Origin of the sequence: Microbacterium sp. AISO3 (genome assembly GCF_002204305.1) — a bacterium.
Lineage (GTDB): Bacteria > Actinomycetota > Actinomycetes > Actinomycetales > Microbacteriaceae > Microbacterium > Microbacterium arborescens.
This window is the reverse complement of the sequence record NZ_NHRF01000011.1, coordinates 31,538-49,567: the sequence shown is the minus strand read 5'-3', so window position 1 is coordinate 49,567 and position 18,030 is coordinate 31,538. Positions and strand designations below refer to the sequence as shown.

General features: G+C 62.0%; 12 protein-coding genes and 1 pseudogene. 10 read left to right on the top strand and 3 right to left on the bottom strand.

Annotation, left to right across the window (positions count from 1 at the left end):
* The first annotated feature begins 495 nt into the window (after positions 1–495).
* The 6 genes from CBF90_RS18240 to CBF90_RS14415 all read left to right on the top strand — a co-directional run bounded on the left by CBF90_RS18240 (position 496) and on the right by CBF90_RS14415 (position 8,940).
* Positions 496–2,355 carry a hypothetical protein gene (locus CBF90_RS18240; RefSeq protein ID WP_141097176.1) on the top strand — a complete coding sequence of 620 codons (1,860 nt, stop codon included), beginning with the start codon at positions 496–498 and terminating at the stop codon, positions 2,353–2,355.
* Between the two features lie 118 nt (positions 2,356–2,473).
* Positions 2,474–3,433 carry a glycosyltransferase gene (locus CBF90_RS14435; protein ID WP_088380926.1) on the top strand — a complete coding sequence of 320 codons (960 nt, stop codon included), beginning with the start codon at positions 2,474–2,476 and terminating at the stop codon, positions 3,431–3,433.
* Positions 3,426–4,505, top strand: a complete 1,080-nt coding sequence (locus CBF90_RS14430; RefSeq protein WP_088380925.1) for a glycosyltransferase — start codon at positions 3,426–3,428, stop codon at positions 4,503–4,505. Before CBF90_RS14435 ends, CBF90_RS14430 begins: the two co-directional genes overlap by 8 nt.
* Positions 4,486–5,529: a glycosyltransferase gene (locus tag CBF90_RS14425; RefSeq protein WP_172407862.1), complete on the top strand. Its 1,044-nt coding sequence runs from the start codon at positions 4,486–4,488 to the stop codon at positions 5,527–5,529. Before CBF90_RS14430 ends, CBF90_RS14425 begins: the two co-directional genes overlap by 20 nt.
* 590 nt (positions 5,530–6,119) lie before the next feature.
* A complete protein-coding gene (locus CBF90_RS14420) occupies positions 6,120–7,565 on the top strand; it encodes a glycosyltransferase (RefSeq protein ID WP_172407861.1) in 1,446 nt (481 codons plus the stop codon).
* A gap of 169 nt (positions 7,566–7,734) precedes the next feature.
* Positions 7,735–8,940, top strand: coding sequence for an O-antigen ligase (locus CBF90_RS14415; RefSeq protein ID WP_172407860.1), 1,206 nt, complete (start codon positions 7,735–7,737; stop codon positions 8,938–8,940).
* Between the two features lie 140 nt (positions 8,941–9,080).
* Here CBF90_RS14415 and CBF90_RS14410 read toward each other — a convergent pair whose 3' ends face one another.
* The 3 genes from CBF90_RS14410 to CBF90_RS14400 all read right to left on the bottom strand — a co-directional run bounded on the left by CBF90_RS14410 (position 9,081) and on the right by CBF90_RS14400 (position 12,913).
* Complete coding sequence (locus tag CBF90_RS14410; RefSeq protein WP_088380921.1) at positions 9,081–10,535, bottom strand: lipopolysaccharide biosynthesis protein; 1,455 nt, start codon at positions 10,533–10,535, stop codon at positions 9,081–9,083.
* A gap of 64 nt (positions 10,536–10,599) precedes the next feature.
* Positions 10,600–11,394: a polysaccharide pyruvyl transferase family protein gene (locus tag CBF90_RS14405; protein ID WP_088380920.1), complete on the bottom strand. Its 795-nt coding sequence runs from the start codon at positions 11,392–11,394 to the stop codon at positions 10,600–10,602.
* 49 nt (positions 11,395–11,443) lie between these two features.
* Positions 11,444–12,913 (bottom strand): sugar transferase, encoded by a 1,470-nt coding sequence (locus CBF90_RS14400; RefSeq protein ID WP_242435689.1) that lies wholly within the window; start codon positions 12,911–12,913, stop codon positions 11,444–11,446.
* 333 nt (positions 12,914–13,246) lie between these two features.
* On the opposite strand from CBF90_RS14400, the gene CBF90_RS14395 reads away from it, so the two are divergent.
* The 4 genes and pseudogenes from CBF90_RS14395 to CBF90_RS18935 all read left to right on the top strand — a co-directional run.
* On the top strand, positions 13,247–14,962 hold the full coding sequence (locus CBF90_RS14395; RefSeq protein ID WP_141097175.1) for a DUF4012 domain-containing protein: 1,716 nt from the start codon (positions 13,247–13,249) through the stop codon (positions 14,960–14,962).
* Between the two features lie 268 nt (positions 14,963–15,230).
* Positions 15,231–17,270, top strand: coding sequence for a hypothetical protein (locus tag CBF90_RS14390; protein WP_141097174.1), 2,040 nt, complete (start codon positions 15,231–15,233; stop codon positions 17,268–17,270).
* A gap of 118 nt (positions 17,271–17,388) precedes the next feature.
* Complete coding sequence (locus CBF90_RS14385) at positions 17,389–17,727, top strand: DDE-type integrase/transposase/recombinase (RefSeq protein WP_088380917.1); 339 nt, start codon at positions 17,389–17,391, stop codon at positions 17,725–17,727.
* A gap of 57 nt (positions 17,728–17,784) precedes the next feature.
* Positions 17,785–17,982, top strand: a pseudogene (locus tag CBF90_RS18935) (integrase core domain-containing protein); the annotation flags it as partial.
* Positions 17,983–18,030: the final 48 nt, after the last annotated feature.

Sequence of the window (18,030 nt, the reverse complement as noted above, 5' to 3'; positions counted from 1 at the left end):
TGAGCGGCACGTTAGCAACCGGGAAGGACACGGCGGATTGCAAGCATGCCTGAGGAGACTCCAGACGGCTACTGTTTGTCCAAGCCGCCTCCCCTCGGGATGCAGGCCTCAGGCGGGGCGCGTCTGCGCGTTGCTAGAGACCTCACGCGACGGTGTCAATGCCCTGCCACACGTTGAGAAGAGGACACAGCTGTGACAACCAATCGAGAGCCGGGTAGTTCGCGCCGGGCGTTCATAGCAACTTCCGGATTGGCTGTGGGAGTTGCGGCCGGCGGCCTGTTCAACCCCCCGTCGGCCCAGGCTCTTTCGGAGACCCGTGTGACCTCGGTTGTTGCCGACCCGAACGACTATCCGGGCATCGATCCATCAGGACAATCTGACTCCACGTCGGGGCTGCAGCGGGCTCTGGGTGCGACGCCCGAGGGCGGCACCCTGCTTCTGCCTGAAGGACGGTATCGGGTCGACGGCACTCTGAGCGTCCCAGCCGGACGATCGATGAGCATCGTCGGGTATGGGGCGACTCTTGTTCACGCGGCCGCCGGCCCCCTGGTGACTGCGGTAGGGACCTACTCGAGCGCAACATCGATCAGCGGCGTCTCCACCGAGGTGCGCACCTTCCCCAGTGGCGCCTCGGCTCCGGTGACCGTGCTGACCACATCGTCAAACGTGGATTGGCGCCCGGGCGATGTTCTGAAAATCGTCTCCGACGACCCCATTCCTGAGGCGCGTCCGGGGACCGCCTCATCGTCCAGTCGTCGAGGGGAGTTTGTCTCGGTCGACCAAGTGAGCGGTCGCCAGGTCACCCTCGCTGGGCTCCTACGCGACCAGTATCAAACGGCGGTCAGGGCAGCGCGCATCAGCCCGCAAACATTCAGGCTCGAAGGAGTCGAGCTCGACCTTTCCGATGACGGCCTGACTACGTCGTTCGGAGTTGCGGTCCATTTGATGGGGCTGCGCTCTCCTACGGTTCGCAACGTCCATATCGCGCGGGCATCTTCTATTGGGCTTCAGCTCACGTCCTGTTTGAGTTACACAGTAGAAAACCTCGTAGTCGATCATGTCCGCGAGGACCTAGCGAATGGTCAGCTCGGCTACGGAATCCTGGACAACTGCTCCTCCCTTGGAACGGTGATCGGTTGCACGTTCCGCTACCTGAGACACGGGTACACGGACGACACGCCTCGTATGGGTGCCGGCGGTGACATCCTGCGATTTGGCAGGACGTACGGCACGAGGATCATAGGGTGTAGCGCGAGTATGACGACCAACAACGCATTCGATACCCATCACGCTTCGGAGGGCGTGGAGTTCGTGGGCTGCTCCGCTTCGAGCGGTATCCCCAGAACGGACCAAGGTTACGCGGCTTTCGGGCTACGCGGCAAAAATCATCGTGTGTCTGCATGCACCTCGGTAAACATGGAAACAGGGGTCACCGTCTTTACCGAGGGTGGAGGGGGTTTGTCCTACGGGCATACGGTCACCGACCTCGTCGTCACCGGTGCGACAAACTCGGCGCTCCTTGTCAACGTTCAGGGTGACTCGCATCCCGCAGCCAGGCAACGTCTCACCCAGGTGAGCTTGAACGCCCGCGGCGTCACTGCTCGAGACAGCAGGAGGATGTTGGCGACGACGAACGGAAACGTTGTGCTACGTGATGCGCTGTATTTCGCGCCCATCGGTGTGGACGGCACCGAATACAACGGAATCACTAACCGCAACTCATTCATAGACTCAGCCGGCGTCCTGCTTGACTACACAGCGAACACGGCTGGCAAGCCGCAGGCGATTCTTGCCGTATCCAGCGGTCAGGGCTGGTCGCCGGGAACTCAGGACTCGATTCTCAATGAGCTGACGGTTCGTGCGACGAAGTCCGTTGCCGATCGTGTGAACCGTCCTCTCATCGGCGGCAGTCATCGTGTACGGGGTCGCCGTGTGGAGTTCTCGTACCCGTTCCCCGTGCTTCCCGGTGATAGGGACGCCTCGTCGCTCTTCGAGTGGCGCGTCTCGAGTGATCCGGGCGGTGACGTTCAGGACCTCGGTTCGGCGTACTTCTACCTCGGCGCCAGCGAACTGGGGTCCCCCATGACAAAGGTGCGGCAGTCGCCGGATCCGAACATCATCGTCAAGGTGAATCCAGGTACCGCGACCGTTACCTCCACTGTCTTCCTCCCGGGATACTTCCGAGGTCAAGTAGCGAGGTTCTGGGTGCAGGATACTGTCTCAGGAGTCTGGCGCGTCCCACACGGAGGGGCCGCGAACACTCTCCTGCGAGGCGCGGCTACGAGGGCCCTGAGAAAGGGGGATCAACTCGCGCTCACGTGGGACGGGGTGGTGTGGCGCGAGCTCGCATCTTGAAGGCCGCTGAGACCCAGCCTCCCCGCTGACGTTCACGGGCCGGAGACTCTTCGGAAACGGTAGGTAACATCGTCGCGTGTATCCTCGATCCGGCAGGGCCGATCGACGGAAGGCACCAATGCACGCGCACGCGAAGGATCCTCTTCTCGACTCCACGCGACCTCGGCGGATCCTCTTCGTCGCATCAACCGGCGGCCACCTGGCTCAGCTGAAACGCATCTCAGGATCACTCAACCCTGCCCCAGGCTCTCTTTGGGTCACCTTCGACTCTCCCCAAACCGACTCTCTCCTGGCGCACGACGAAGTGCTGCGCGTGCCGTATGTCAAACCTAGGGATTTTGCGGCGACGTTCAAGGCCTCACGAATCGTCGCGAAGTCGGTGCGCAAGGGAGACTTCGACCTCGTGGTCAGCACGGGTGCGGCGCTTGCGGTCGCTGTGCTGCCATTGATGCGGGTCAAAGGTATTCCTGCGTACTACATCGAGAGCGTGTCGCGAACAGACGGACCATCGCTGACCGGGAGAATTCTCGCTGCATCTCGACTCGTTTCGTTGCGAACTCAGCATGAGCGGTGGGCAACGAAGCGATGGCGGCAATTCCCCGCTGTTCTCTCGCGGTTCGAGAGCGCCGAACGTTCTGAGCCGCCCGCACTTCCGATGCGTATTTTCGTCACTCTCGGGACCATCCGCCCCTACCGTTTTGATGCGGTAGTCGACCAGCTCCTCGCGTCCGGAATGGTCAACGAGCACACCGTATGGCAGCTGGGTGAGACAAGCCGGAACGACCTACCTGGTACGGCTGTCGCATACATGAAAGACGCGGACTTTGCAAAAGAGTGTGATGCGGCGGATGTGGTCGTCACCCACGCCGGCGTCGGAACGATACTCGCGTTGCTCGAGAAGGGAATACATCCGGTAGTGGTCCCGCGGCGGCGGGACAGAGGCGAGCACGTGGACGACCACCAAGAACAGATTGCGCAGTTGACATCGAAGTTGCAAATCGCGCAACATGTCGAGGCGGACGGAAACGTCCGATCTGCCATAGAGCAGGCTGCAGTGAGGCGGGTCGTTCATGTTTGACGATGAGGCGGAGCGCCCCCGCGTAGTTCATGTCTTCAATACGCTCAACAGCGGGGGTCTGCAGCGTGTCGTGATCGCCCTAGCGACGTGGGCGCGGCAAGAATCTCAAGTCGAGAGTGTCCTCGTGAGCGCGGGGGGTCCGCTGGAAAAAGAAGTAGCTTCTTCAGCGCTCGATTGGCGGAGAAAGCACTCCCGTGTAGGGCCGCTAAGCGAGATTGTTCAGCTCAGGCGCATCCTTCGAGAATTTCGTCCTCACGTCATCCATGCTCACCAGCGTCACGATGCTCTGATCTCGCATATAGCCAGCGCGGGGTTGGGTATCTCTGTCGTCGAGCATGCTCATAACACGCTTCCGGATACCAGGCTTCGCTTCTTGTCCTTCAGGTCCAAGAGAATTTTCGCGGTTAGTGAGGATGTCAAGAGGATGGTCGTACAGACCTTCCGCCGCGACCCCGAACGGGTGACCGTCGTCGGTGGTGTGCCGTTCAACTCCTCGGACACTCCCGTCATCGAGCGGGTCGCTCCTGCATTAGATGAGCCCCGCTTGATCCTCGGGATTGGAAGGCTCGAGGAGCAAAAAGACCCTGAGCGATTTGTGCGAGCCATCGCCGAAGCCTCCAAGCTCGCAAACGTGGCCGGTCGTTGGCTGGGAGCCGGGTCGCTTGATGAAACATGCAAGAAGCTCGCGTCGGACCTGGGGTCACCAGTCGAGTTCGTCGGCGAGAGCCGCGATGTGGTCGGCGAACTCGATCGAGCTCACGGGCTTCTGATCACATCGCGTTGGGAGGGCCTCGGTCTTGTGATTCTGGAGGCCTTCGCGCGGCGGCGGCCGGTGGTCGGGATCGCGCTCGGGGGCATGGGTGAGCTCCTTGGAGGGGGGCGAGGCACCATCGTCGATGCCACGGCCACAGATCGTGAGCTCGCCTCCGCCCTTCTAAGTGGTACGGAGTTTGACCTCTCCACGGAGAAGAAGACATCTCTAGCCCTGGATTATGTAGAAAAGCGGGCAAGCCCGGAGGCCGTCTATGGTCCGATCGTCAGGGAGTATTTCGATGCAGTCCGCAAGCTCTGACCTTCTCCCCGGGGCAGTCACCGTCATTGCTCCCGTGAAAAACGCGGCATCGTATGTCCCGGGGTTGGTCTCTCAGCTCATCGGCTCCTTGAGAGATCAGGACCGCGTTATCTTCATCGACGACTCGTCAGATGACGACACGCTCTCTCTCTTGACCGAGCACGTCGCTGCTGATCCGAGGTTCTCGATTCTCGAAGAGTCGGAGAGTCGTGGCGTGGCTCACGCTCGTAATCGTGCCGTCGCGCAGACTCGAACTGAGTTCGTGTGGTTCGTAGACCACGACGACGAGTGGTTGCCTCAGGCCATCTCTCACATGGTGTCGCGTATCGGGCAGGCTGACATTCTGTTGGCGAGAGCTGACTACCGGACCGATCCTCTAGTTCCCGGGCGTATCGTCGACGGAATCGACAGCGATCAGGAGCTGACTGCTCGAGACGCCCTGCAGCTCGTTTTGAAGGGGAAGATCCACGGCTATCTGTGGTGCAAGCTGTTCCGCACAGAAATCCTGGGAAGTGATCCGTTCCCACTCCTGTCTTCGCAGTCGGATTTCTGTGGTGTGGTGGCGATGCTGGGTCGCGCACGTCGCGTGAGAATGATTCCAACAATCGTCTACCACTACCTCTGGCGGCCCGGATCTATTACGCGCAAGAAGCGAATCGAGTTTGGGAACTTCGCCGCTGCAAGGTCGGTGGTACACGAGACCGTCGCGTCGTTCGGGGCCGCCGAAGCAAGCGTGCTTCGATTGACTGAATTCGACTGCCGGTTCTACGTGCACGCGCTTGCTTTTGTCCCGATAAGGCAGGGAGCGTCGCCCGAGGTGCGGAAGCAAGGTTACGCGCTCGCTCGCCAGGGTCTCCGCGGAGTCCGGACGCGAGAGCTCCTGTCGACAGATTCCAGGCTCTTCTTGGAGATGACGCTCATTCGGCTGGGTCCGGTGGCGTACACGGCCGTGACGGTCGCCGCCCTGCGACTCTTCGATTTCCGCAACCGTCTGAGAGTCGCGTCATCGAGGAGGGTGTCATGAGGCAGCGAGTTTTCTCTTGGGGTGAGGGGCTGGATTCGAATCTCGGTGATTCGATACTGCGTCGGGGCCTTGTGCGACGTTTGAACAAGTTCGGCCCGCAGCACATCTACGTAGGTAATTGCTCGCCCGGCTACCTCGCTGGCCTCCAAGCGCCCTCTGATGCGGTCCTGTACACCTCACAACTGCGGTGGTTCCTTGCGATCGCGAGGAGCGCTGCGTGGCGTCGCACATTCGTGCACATGAGTCCAGGCGAGGCCATCGCGGACCGACGCAGTGTGCCTATGCGTTTGGGCTTCGCGGCGCTCGGGCTGGCTGTGCGACTGCGCGGGGGGTCGATCCATCAGACAGGCGTAGGCGTGAGGAGCCCGCTGGGGAAGTGGGTCTGGCCATTGCGCCTCACATCCCGAGTGGCATCCACCTTGACGTGGCGTGATCGGTGGAGCCGCGACACGATCGGGCGCGGCAGCGTCGCGCCGGACTGGGCGATGGGCGAGGGGCCCCCTCAGATCGAAACGAGTTCCGATCGCGATCATTTGACAGTGTCGCTCCGCGGAGATCGGGTCTGGCCATCCGAACGCGAGGTGTCCGCAGTGGCTAGCCTTGCGGAGGCCGCCGGACTTCGCCTCGCGGTGGTCTCGCAAGTAGCAGCCGACGACGATCTGGCCCGCGATCTGCACGCGCGGCTGGGAGGCGAAATACTTCTGTGGGGAGAGGGCAACCATGCGGAGGCGGAGGTGGCCGTCCGTGATCTGTACAGCCGCACGGCCCTCATATTGAGTGACCGGGTGCATGCGCTTCTGGTGGCGGCGACCGAGGGGGCGGTCCCGCGAGCGTTCGGTGTGGCCTCGACCGAAAAAGCCGGGCGCACCCTCGATGCGGCAGGCTTCGCCGATTGCGTTGTATCTCTGGACGACATCGAGGAAGGGCCGAAGGGTGGGAAGATTGGAGCCGCACTGTCCTCGCTGAGTGAGGTTCCAGCCACGGTGGCGGAAGCTCGCGCGCAACTCGATCGACTTGCGACTTCCCTGCCGGGCGGGACAGAGCAGCCGAGGCTGATTCGTGTCTTGCATTCCATGGCGGCGCCCGATGGCAAGGTGACCCGATACGCCGATCACATGCAGGCCGCGGCCAGTGATGACACGGTGGTCTCGTTCTTCTCCTGGCGACGCGCTCTGCTCTCTAACTACGACGTACTACACATCCACTGGCCCGAATACTTGGTGCGCGGCCGCACCGCCCCGCGGCGATGGCTTAAGTATGGATTGTTGCTCCTTCTGGCTTTTCGGATCACCTTGACGCGCACGAAGGTAGTGCGGACACTCCATAATCTCGATTCTCACGAGCAAGGAGGTGCGCTGGAGCGCTACGTCCTCCGAGTCCTCAACTCTCGGACGAACGGGTACATCGCGCTGAATCAGTCGTCCACGACCACGCAGGGCAGAACCGTGCACATACCACACGGTCATTACATCGAAAGGTTCGCATCCTACGACCGAGCTGAGGTTGTTTCCGGACGTGTTCTCTTCTTCGGCTTGATCAGGCCGTACAAGAATGTGCCCGCGCTTCTGAACGCATTCAGCGGCGTTGAGGGGGACCACCTCAGCCTCCACATTGTGGGGAAGCCGAACACGCCCCGCCTTGGGAGAGAAATCCAGAGCGCGGCTGCTCGAGATTCGCGGGTAACCGTGCGCCTCGAGTTTGTCGAGGACGCTGAGCTCGTCCGGGCGGCGACGAGCGCGGAGCTGGTCGTCTTGCCGTACTCCGAGATGCACAACTCTGGTGTGATTCTCGTCGCCTTGTCGCTCGGTCGAGTCGTCCTTGCTCCGCGGTCGCCGGTGAACGAGGAACTGCAGCGCGAGGTAGGGGCAGACTGGCTCGTCCTGTTCGATGGGCCGCTGACGTCCGCGGACCTCGGCGACGCGATCTCGAGGGCCAGCCGCGCAGCAGAGGGCGCGCCCGATCTGCACAACCGTGACTGGTCCTCTGTTGCCGAACGGCATCGCAGCTTCTATCGATTGATGCTCAAGGATGTCTGAGCCACACCGCGCTCGCGTAATCGCGAGGTCGTCACTCCCGGCCGAGACCGATCGGCCAGCCTCTTCTGTAAGGCATGTCGCAGTCGTTCTGGGGCTGGCGGCAGCGGTTCCCAGTCTGTTGTGGCCTTCTTCACTCGGCTTCTTGCCGTCGCCCAGTACTGTGCTCACGGTGTTGGCCACCGTGCTTGCGTTCGGTAGTGCCGGGAAAGACGCGTTGCGTCTACGGTTCGGGTTGTTCGACGCCGCGCTCGTTTTCCTGTTGAGCGCGCGACTGTTCAGTGAGTTCGTCAATGCGGTCGAGCTGAATCACGCCGTTCACTCTGGTATCTTCACCACCTGGTTCTTTCTGTGGCTCGCGAGCATTTCAGCGCGTTTGGTCATCAAGACGAAGCGGGATGTGCGCGACTTCTTGTTCTGGCTTGCTGTCCCCGCGGTCGGCGTAGCAGTGCTTGCGATCCTTCAGATGCTTCGTTTCCCGGGCGTTCTCGACTGGATCCTCGCTAACGTGAGCGTGGGCGGCCTCGAGGCCCGCGTGCAGGCCGGGCGTACAGACCTACGCTCCACGAGCACAATCGGGCATTGGACCGCGCTGGGGGGCTACCTTGCGGTGGCGATCGCTAGCTTCTGCGCTGTGCTCATCATGGATCGGTCGGCCAAGCGTCGTGGTCGATCGGTATTCATCTTCATCTGTATCGCGATTCTCTTCGCCGGAGAGATGACGACGCTGACCTTCTCCACCGTGGGCGCAGCTGCCGCCGTGCTTCTCGTGACGTTCCTCAAGTTGAAGGGGAACCCCACCCTCGTCATTCTTGCGGGCGCAGCCGGCATTATCGGATGGCAAATATTCGGAAGCGATATTGAAGGGCGCCTTGATCAGCAATCCACGGTGAGTCGCTATACAGACGAATCGCTGCGCTGGCTCCCGTCCACAATCGCCTACCGGGTGCGCATCTGGGAAAATGAAACCGTGCCCACCTGGCTAACGCGACCCCTCACTGGGTGGGGGCAGCAGACGTACGACTTCTCACCCGATTGGCCGATCCGACCGAAGTTGCTCAGCTGGGCCTCGCCGGAGTCGCAGTGGTTGGCTGTGTTGGTGCGAGGCGGGCTCGTTGAGCTCTTCGCGTTCATCCTCCTGCTCGTCGCAATGTTCGTAGTCATCAAACGTTCGCGTGCTGTCCTCGGGTCGGGCGCGTCGCCGATCTTCGTTGTACTTGTGTCGCTGGTGGTGACGTTCCTCATCAACTCGCCTTTTTCGACCAATGGCGTTCCTCAGATTCTGTGGAGCATCATCGGCGTATTGACGGCCGCATCCACGATCGCTGTCGGGGAGCACTCGGAGTCAGATTCAGAGTTGGATCGCGGTCGCGCGTGAGCTGACGCTTGAGCGCGGTTCCGGACTGCTGCTCGCAGTCCGGGGAGCCCGCCCTGCGTCCTCTGGCGGTGCATCGGATGGCGCATCGGATGACGTCAATCCGAACGAGAGGGTGTCAGTGAGCGTGATTGTAGGCGACTCTAGTTTCCTCGTCGTCGGATGAGCTTCACTGAGGCGTAGATCGTGCTCGCGTCCCTACGAATGGGTTTCACTGCCAGGATCGCGGCGGCGAGGTAGATGAGGGCCAGTGTGATCAACAGCAGTAGCAGTGGCACGGGGCCGAGGACGTACTTGAGATTCAGGCTCACAATGGTCAATAGCGCCAACATCAGGCTGTAGAGGGCGAGCGGCCGCAGGGTCGCTTTAAGGAGAAGCTTGCGATTGACGCCAGTGCGGGGGAGCGCGAATGCTGTCAACACGACCCAGTTCACAACCAGGCCGGCTGCGAAGCCGGCAGCTACGCCGTTGATGCCCCAGAAAACCCCCGCCGCCGTTAGCGCGATCATGATAGGTCGGGAGATGATCGTGAACCGGAGCTGAAGGCCCGTCATCGCCTTCGAGAGGAAGATCCAGTAGTACACATAGCCCATCCCCTGGAAAACGCCTCCGACGGACAGGATATAGAACACCGGTTTTGCCTCGTCCCAACCTGGGCCGAGGTAGATGTCGATGAGGGGGTCCGCCAGTGCCGCCGCTCCGAAGAACACACCGCCGAGACTGTACGTCAGCAGCAGCTGCGCTCGCGCGATGTACAAGTCGTATTTGTCTGTGCCATTGAGGCGCGAGAGGATTGGGAAGGCGACTCGTGTCATCGGTGCGGCCAATTGCTGCATCGGCACCTTGAAAAGCTGGAAAGCGCGTGAGTAGATGCCGAGCGAGTCTGCGCCGAGAACTTTGCCGACGATCACGGAATCAAAATTGTTCGAGGCGTAGTTCAGGCTCTGTGTCCCGAGGCTGTTCATTCCGAAAGCCAGCAGCGGTTTCATGGTGCCAGTGCGTCGGGGTAGACGCGGAACCCATCGCGCGAGTATCGCGTAGCCGATGAACTGCACCACGGCCGGTGTGACTTGCTGCCACACTAGTGCCCAGTACCCGCCACCGGCAGCCGCCACGGACACCGCCACCGCGATCCCAGCGGCCTGAGACATCACGTCGATGCCAGCCAGCTGACGGAAGCGTAGCTTACGCGATATCTCGGCCTTCGATTGAGCCGCAAGCGCATTGAGGACGAGAACGATCGCGATGTATCGCGCGATGTTCTCCACCTCGGGAGCGCCATAGAACTGGCTCAGCGGGGTCGCTAATACGAAGAAGATCGCTGCTAGAGCCGTGCCCAGTGCGGTGTTGAGCCAGAAGAGATTGCTCTTCTCCTGCGAGGTGATGCCTTGTTTTTGTATCGATGCCGTCGACAGTCCAAAATCGGCGATGAGGAGGCCGATGCCCGAGACTGCGGTCACCATCGCCAGCAAGCCGAAGTCGGAAGGCTCGACGAGTCTTGCGAGTACGCCTGTGCCTACGAGGATTATAAGGAACTTGATCCACTGACCGAGAAAAGTGACTGCAGCGCCTCGCGCGGCTGCGGCTGCGAGACTCATGTGCGAGGACCGGGCTTCGAGCGATTCGAATGGGTAGGCAACCTGAATGGTGCGCGGCTGAGCATCAACGCGACCATAGCTCGGCAGGAAATGCTTGGACCAGGGGTGAGGGGTCCCATTTCAGTGGTGAACTACCGCCCATAGCTAGGGCCTCATCGACTGTCGCCGCCACGCCCACCTCGGCCCTACCGGTGCCTTGGAAGTAGTCGTCGTACTTGAAGGCTGGTTCGGTGTGGGATCTGACGAGCCTTGCGGGAACCCCCAAACTCTCTGCGATGACGATCCCATGAAGCGAGGATCCGACCACGAGGTCTGCCTGGGCTATCGCTCCGATGACTTCCCAAAGACCGGTGGTCGGGTCGACGGCGTTGCGATGCGTCTTCCTCTGCTGCTTGAAGTCGTGAAAGTTCGGCAGGACGACGATGCGAGGTGTACCTGCCGGAGCTCGCATCGCGAGCTCGTCGCGCTGCCACAGGTGGCCGACGAGCAACCCAGGGTCTCCGAAAACCGAGGGAACCTCGACCCCGCGAGAAACGAGGAAATCCCTCGTCAGCGGGCCGCGCACGGCCCGCACGTCGAGCCGAGAGAAGTCAAATGGGCCCGTTAGAGACTTGCCGTTTGCGCCGATGCCCCAGACGACATCTCCGTCTTGAGCGAGTTTCAATATCGATCCGACGGCGAGGAGTCGACTCTTCCTGTCGGTTTCGGTCAGGCCCAGTCGATCGACCATTCTTTCGACGATCACCGGGCCAAGGAGGTCGCCGAAGTTGTTGAGAGGGCGACGAAGCGGGAGTGCGCGGCCCACAATGCCGCCGAAGACGGGCCGCTCAGGGTTCCAATGCACAACGTTGACGGACACGATCAGATCAAATCTCTGCTAAAGGGACGGTTGAGGGAGAGTAGAGCCGTCACGCCGATGTCGCGCCAGGCGCAACTACGGCACGAGCAGTTCTCAGAATGATCCCTACGTCTCCGAGGAGGCTCCAGTTCTCCACGTAGGACAGATCGAGCCTCACTGAGTCTTCCCAGGAGAGAGTCGACCGGCCGCTGACTTGCCAGAGGCCGGTTATGCCCGGCTTCGCAAGGAAACGTCGATGGACATGATCTGCATACTGCTCGACCTCACTGGGCAGGGGCGGGCGGGGCCCAACCAGAGACATCGACCCGGCTACGACGTTGAAAAGTTGGGGAAGCTCGTCGAGGCTGAACTTTCGCATGAGTCGGCCCACACGAGTGACGCGGGGGTCGTTCTTCATCTTGAAGAGCACCTCATTCCCGGCGTCTCGCTGTCCCGCCAACAGGTCGGGCAGGATCTCCTCGGCGTTCACCACCATCGACCGGAACTTGAGCATGGTGAACTCTCGCCCGCGGAGCCCCACGCGCTTCTGCCGGAAGAGGACAGGTCCCTCTGACGTCAACCGCACTGTGATCGCGAGGAGGGCGAGGATCGGGCTGATCGCGATGATACCGATCATGCTGACGATGAGATCCACCATCCGTTTTGCGAGGCGCTGGCCGCCGCTGAATCGCGGTGTCTCGACGTGAATGAGTGGCAGACCCGCTACCGGCCTCGTGTGCAGACGCGGACCGGCGATGTCGATGATGCTCGGTGCGAGAACGAGGTGCTGCCGACCCGACTCGAGCTGCCAGGAGATCTGCTTCACCTTGGCCGCGGGAAGATCATCTGTGCTGGTGACCGCAACGGTGTCTGCACCTGTGACGCGCAGCGCCCGCTCGATCGTGTTGACGTGGCCCATGATCGGAATCGATGTGCCGGCGATGACGTCTGCGATCCTGCCGCTCGGAACACAGGCCCCAACGACCGAGTAGCCCGCTTGCGGCGTTCGCGAAAGCTCAGCCGCGATGTGCGCAACTGACTGCTCCGATCCCACGAGAAGAACCCGAGCGCAGTATTCACCACGCCTGCGTCGTCGCAGCAGCCACTGGCGCCACATCCACCGCTCGATCACGAGCGCAGTCACCCCCGCCGGGAGGCTGATGAGTAGGAAACCTCGCGCGACGTCCACTTGGAGTAGGAACGCGAAGATCGCGACGAAGCCGAACAGTCGGAAGCTCCCGTCGACGACCTTCTTGTACTCGTCCATACCGGTACCCGCGACACGATGGCTACGCGAGTCAATCAGATGCAGAACAAGCATCCAGGCGAGCACCAGCCCGGTAGAGAAGTACCAGTAAGACAGTTCGGATACGCGGTAGTCCGCTCTGATCGCCACCTCGACGTTGCCGGTGCCAAACCAAATGACCTGGGCGCCAAAGACCACCATGATCAGCACGAGCAGATCGGTCAACCGGAGACGCCTGGCGTAGGCAGGCCTCCAGTCTTTGACTGCAGGCAGCGTCGTGGTCGGGGCGGTCACCGGCGGCGATGCGCCGCCTTCGCCCGTCGATGATCGGGACAACGTTTCGGTTGCCCTGATCGCATATCCTGCCTCCGACGTCACACCGCACCCCTCGTTCGGTACATCGCAGACGTTCAGGCTACCTTCAGCGTGTGTCCAGCGTGTAAACGTGCCTCGCTCTGAGCGGCTGCGCCTCCCCCGGGGTGATGCGCAGGAACGCTCTCTTAGACTGACCTCGTGTCCGAACATACTCGCCGATCCCGCCAGTCGAGCCGCCCTCGCGGAGCGAGGAGGCCGTTCCTTCGCAGCTTCAGGTTGTGGGTTCCCGTCGGGCTACTTCTTCTCATCGTCGTGCTCGGCGCCCTCGGGGCTTTCGCTGCGAAGACGCTTGCCGACCGCGCGCTCGCTGCCCGCGACGCGCTTCAGTCCGCCATACCGCTCGCGTCTACCGCTAAGGAGCAAGTGCTCGCGAGCGACACCGAAGGGGCAGCGTCTACGGTCGCCGAGCTCAAGGCACTGACCGCCGAAGCGCGAGAGCAAGCAGGCGGAGGCCTCTGGACATTCGCCGAGAACGTCCCGGTCGCCGGCGCCAACCTCACGGCGGTCCGCGCGGTCGCAGAGACGATCGACGACCTCGTTGTAAATGCGCTCGAGCCAGCCTCGGGCCTGAGCCTCGCAAGCCTCGCTCCCAGGGACGGCCGGATCGACGTCTCGCAGCTCGACATCGCTTCTGGCATCTTGGATCGAGCCGCTGCGGCTTTGGCGAAAGCCCGCGCGACGGTTGATGGTATCGATCGATCGGAGGTGATCGACCAAGTCTCGGCCGGTGTGAACCAGCTCGACGAGGCGCTCGCCCAAATCGAGCCGGTCATCGATCCCGCGCAGAAGACCCTGTCTGTGCTTCCCGGGATTCTCGGTGCCGATGGGCCGCGCAATTATCTCGTGTTGGTGCAGAACAACGCTGAGTCGCGAGGTACCGGAGGCAACCCTGCGTCGCTGGTGATGCTCACAGCGGACAATGGCGCGATCGCGATCACGCAGCAAGCATCCAGCACAGACTTCGTCAATGGTCGGAAGAACCCGATCGTCGATCTCGATCCGGCGGCAGTCGCCCTCTACGGAGACAAGATCGGCAGATACATGCAGGACGTCACGACTACTCCTGATTTCGCCGACTCCGCACGCATCATGGGTGCGTTCTGGGAGGAGCAATTCGGAACACCGATTGACGGGACTCTCTCGATCGACCCCGTGGCCCTGAGCTACATCATGAAGGCCTCCGGACCGGTGGTACTCCCGAACGGCGACGAGCTTGATTCTTCGAACGTCGTGGAGTCTCTCCTCAACGAGGTCTATTTCCGCTTCGAGGATCCGCGCGTCCAGGACGCATACTTCGCGTCGGCGGCGGGAGCAGTTTTCGACTCCATCACCTCTGTTTCCAATCCACGGGCCCTGGTGGACGAGGTTGCCCGGGCCGCGCAGGAAGGTCGCATCCTCTATGTCCCGAAGTCGGAGGCGGAAGCCGAGGTCATCGCAGGCAGTCGTATGACCGGCGAGCTGCCGTCATCAAACGACGCGATCACCATGATTGGCTCCTACGTCAACGACATCTCCGAGGGGAAGCTCGATTACTACCTCGACACTTCTGTGAGCGTCGTATCCGATGTGTGCGCGGTTGGTGGTGATACTGCGCCGTCCTTCACGGTTACCTCGTCGCTTACCTCGTCGCTCCAGCCGGACGAGGTAGATGGACTTGCGCGCTACATATCGCCCGCGCGGTTCTTCCCGCGCGGCGTGATCAGTTCCGACGTCGTTCTCTACGGGCCCGTCGGCGCCAATCTCGTCTCCGCGGCAGTCGACGGTGTCGCGGTCGACGTGACCCCGATCGAGCATCTTGGCCGCCCGGCAGTGAAGATCAATGTTGTGAACGACCCTGCGACCACGAGAACCGTCTCCGCAACTTTCACCGGAGCTGCGGGGGACCAGTATGGGCCCCTTCAGATCTGGCACACTCCGATGGTGAGGGACACGGCGTTGAACATCGAGGCCCCGAACTGCGGGCGCTGACCTCGCACAACGTGTTGTCGGTCCCGAGCCACTGATGAACAGCGCGGTGCCTTCGGAATCGTTCTGGAGAGGTGGGTTGACGCGCCGGGCCATGCTGCGCCTGGCGGCCGGTTTGGGAGTCGTCGGATTGGTCCCCGTTCTAGCTCCGGGTTCTCCTGGGCCGGAAAGCTCCACCCTCCCCAGCCTCAGGTCATTCCCAGCCCCGGCCAGAGACCTGTTCGCAGACGAGCAACAAGTGTTCGCTCGGTACCTCATGAGCGTTGTTCCCATGGCGAATGACATTGTGGGTGAAGGGCCCGACCTCGGCTTCATGGGTGGCGGATGGTGGAGACCGGAGCGCACCCACAGCAAGATGAACTCCCGCATCATGGAGCATGTCTCGACGCTCGCTTGGTTCTATGCGAACGAGCGGGCCTGGAATCGGGAGGACGCGGAACTCTACAGAAGTCCAGCGCTCCTGACGCGGCTCGAAGCGGCGATTGAGTACTACACGCGACTCCAGCTCTCTGATGGCTCGTACCCCGAGTATCGCGGACGCTCATCGCTGGCTTCGACGACCTTCGGGATGGTCGCGCAGGCCGACGCCTTCGAGCTGCTTCGAGACGCCGGCGCGTCTCGGGTTAGCCAGCAGAAGCTGGCCGCGAGTATCAGTAGGGCCCTGGAGTGGTTCATGGACCAGACGGCGGAACACTGGGAGACCCCCATCCGCTACTTCAACCAGGTTGGCGGTGGCCTCGTGGGCGCGCAACGAGCTCTCCAGGTGCTGGAACACCCCGCGGTAACGCAGGGTCAGATCGACGAGCGGCTGTCCTTCCTCCTCGAAAACGGTGTCGCTCCGGCAGGGTTCCCTCACGAACCGTACGGCATGGACTTCGGATACAACTTCGCGGTGGCCATGCCCGATCTCGCGTGGCTCTATCTCCATACGAGTCATCCGGGCATTGTGCCTATGGTCCAGCGGTACGTGGACTTCATGCGGTACGTCGTTGTCCCGGAGCCTGGCGTGAAGGTGTTCTCTCTTGTGCCGGCGATGAACAACAGAAATGTGACGAGTTCGCTCTACCGGCCCGCCGATGATCTCGACGACCGCGCGGCGCTCGCCAAAACGTTCCTAGATGCAGTGCCGGATATTGCTCTACTCCTTCCCACGCGAGAAGAAAAGGCCAAGGTTCGGGCGGAGTTTCGTTCGTCGAGCGACCCAATCAAGCCGCTCATCAAGCCGCACACGTCGCCACGTACCTGGATGTACGGGCCACTCGCTCCCGTCGGTCCCACCGCGGCTGCGCGCGAAGCCCGAGAAGCTTCGCTTCCCGTGCTCGTGGACTCGCGATTCTCGAAATTGGCCAACGGTTCTGCCGGGGATATCTATCTGTTCGTGCGACGCCCCTCGTACTACGCGGCTGGCGTGTTCGGCGCGCACCCGTCCGGGCTGTCAACTCGACAGTTGGGCACTCTCTGGAGTCCCGTTATGGGGACGGTGCTGGTCGGTACGAACGACCCGGATGTCCCGGAGGGGTGGGAGACGGCTGGGCCCGACAAAACGTTCTCGACGAGACGGTCCAGTTCTACAAGTAGTTACTTCGAAGGTCTCACCTCTAGCGCCCCGGCGATCGACTCCTCTGCCGTGAATGATGTGAGTGGATTCTTTTCGCAGCGCGCGGAGGCGACACCCAACGCCCAGGACTACGCGATCCGTTGGAAGTATTGGGATGGAGGCTTGGGCTTTGCGTTCGCCACACAACGCTCCGGCGAGTGCCGACAGACTCTTCCCCTCCTCGTGAAAGAGGGGGACGAGTTGCGCTTCTCCGATGGCTCGGTCATGCACTCGGGGGATGCGGGGCGCGAGGTCAACGCGCATAGTCTGACGTTGAAACGTGGGCAAGCGAGCATGCTCGTGACCTTCGGGCCCGGGGATCGTCGAGTGTTCATCCGCCCTAGTGCGGCGAAGATCGCGGGCGGCGTGATTCACCGGGTCACTGTCCTGTTCGAGACGAGTATCAACATCGACATCTCGTTGCTGAGCGGCGATCCGGTTCCGATGCGAGCGGAGGCGCACGCTCGCTCCGACGGTGCTGTGTCGGTTCGCTGCGTCGTTGCGGCGACCTCGCGGCGCTCGCCTGACCGGATCCGATTCTCGGGCCCCGGAATAGCATCGACTACTGTCGCGCTTGGGGCCGGGATGAATGAGCAGGTGATCGAGCGGACCCTGTCTGCCGGTAGCTCGGCGGCGAAGCTGACGGTTGAAGCGCTTGGAGGGAGCGGCACACGACTGTCGCAGATCGTCGTGCCGATCGTCTCCCGGCTCTAACGACGGCAATTCCGGTGGCGATGTGGAACGCTGCGTGACCTGACTCATCGGACCCGCGGCGCTCCAACTGTGCTACGAGCGGACTGCAGGCGACGAAGTTCGTGGAGGTCCTGCCGCCGTGCCGCTGCTGCGCGAGCTGGACTCGGCAACCGGGACGGTGATCCGCGCGAGCTGTCGATCCGCGATGCGTTACGAGCACGACCACCCCGGGTCGTCGATCCACGTCGACGTGAAGGAGCCCATACAGACTCCGGATGGCGGCGGGTGGCACCTGAATGGGCGCGTCGAACGTCCCGCTCGCAAATGCGGTCCGGGCTACGCCTATGTGTACACCGTCATCGACGGTAACTCACGCGTCGCCCATGCGCAGCTCTACGATGACGAGAAAGGCGCCAGCACGGTAGAAGTCCTCAATCGAACCATGACGTTCTGCCGAGCCGCCAGGAGTGAACGTTGAGCGGCTCATCAGCGACGGCGCGTTCGTGTACCGCCACTCGGCACGTTCCGTGCCGCGATCGACGCTCACGGCATCACGCAGAAGTTCATCCGTCCGCACTGTCGCTGGACTAACGGGGAAGTCGAACGCCCCAACCGGACCCGCGCTACCGAGTGGACATACGCTCGGCCTTTGACCTCAAACAGTGACCGCCGAGCAGGGTTGACGGCAGGGTTTGACCACTACTACTTAGAGAGACGCCACCTCGGCATCGGAGGCCGCGCACCCATCCACCGAATCAACAACGGCCGAGGTCAGTACTCC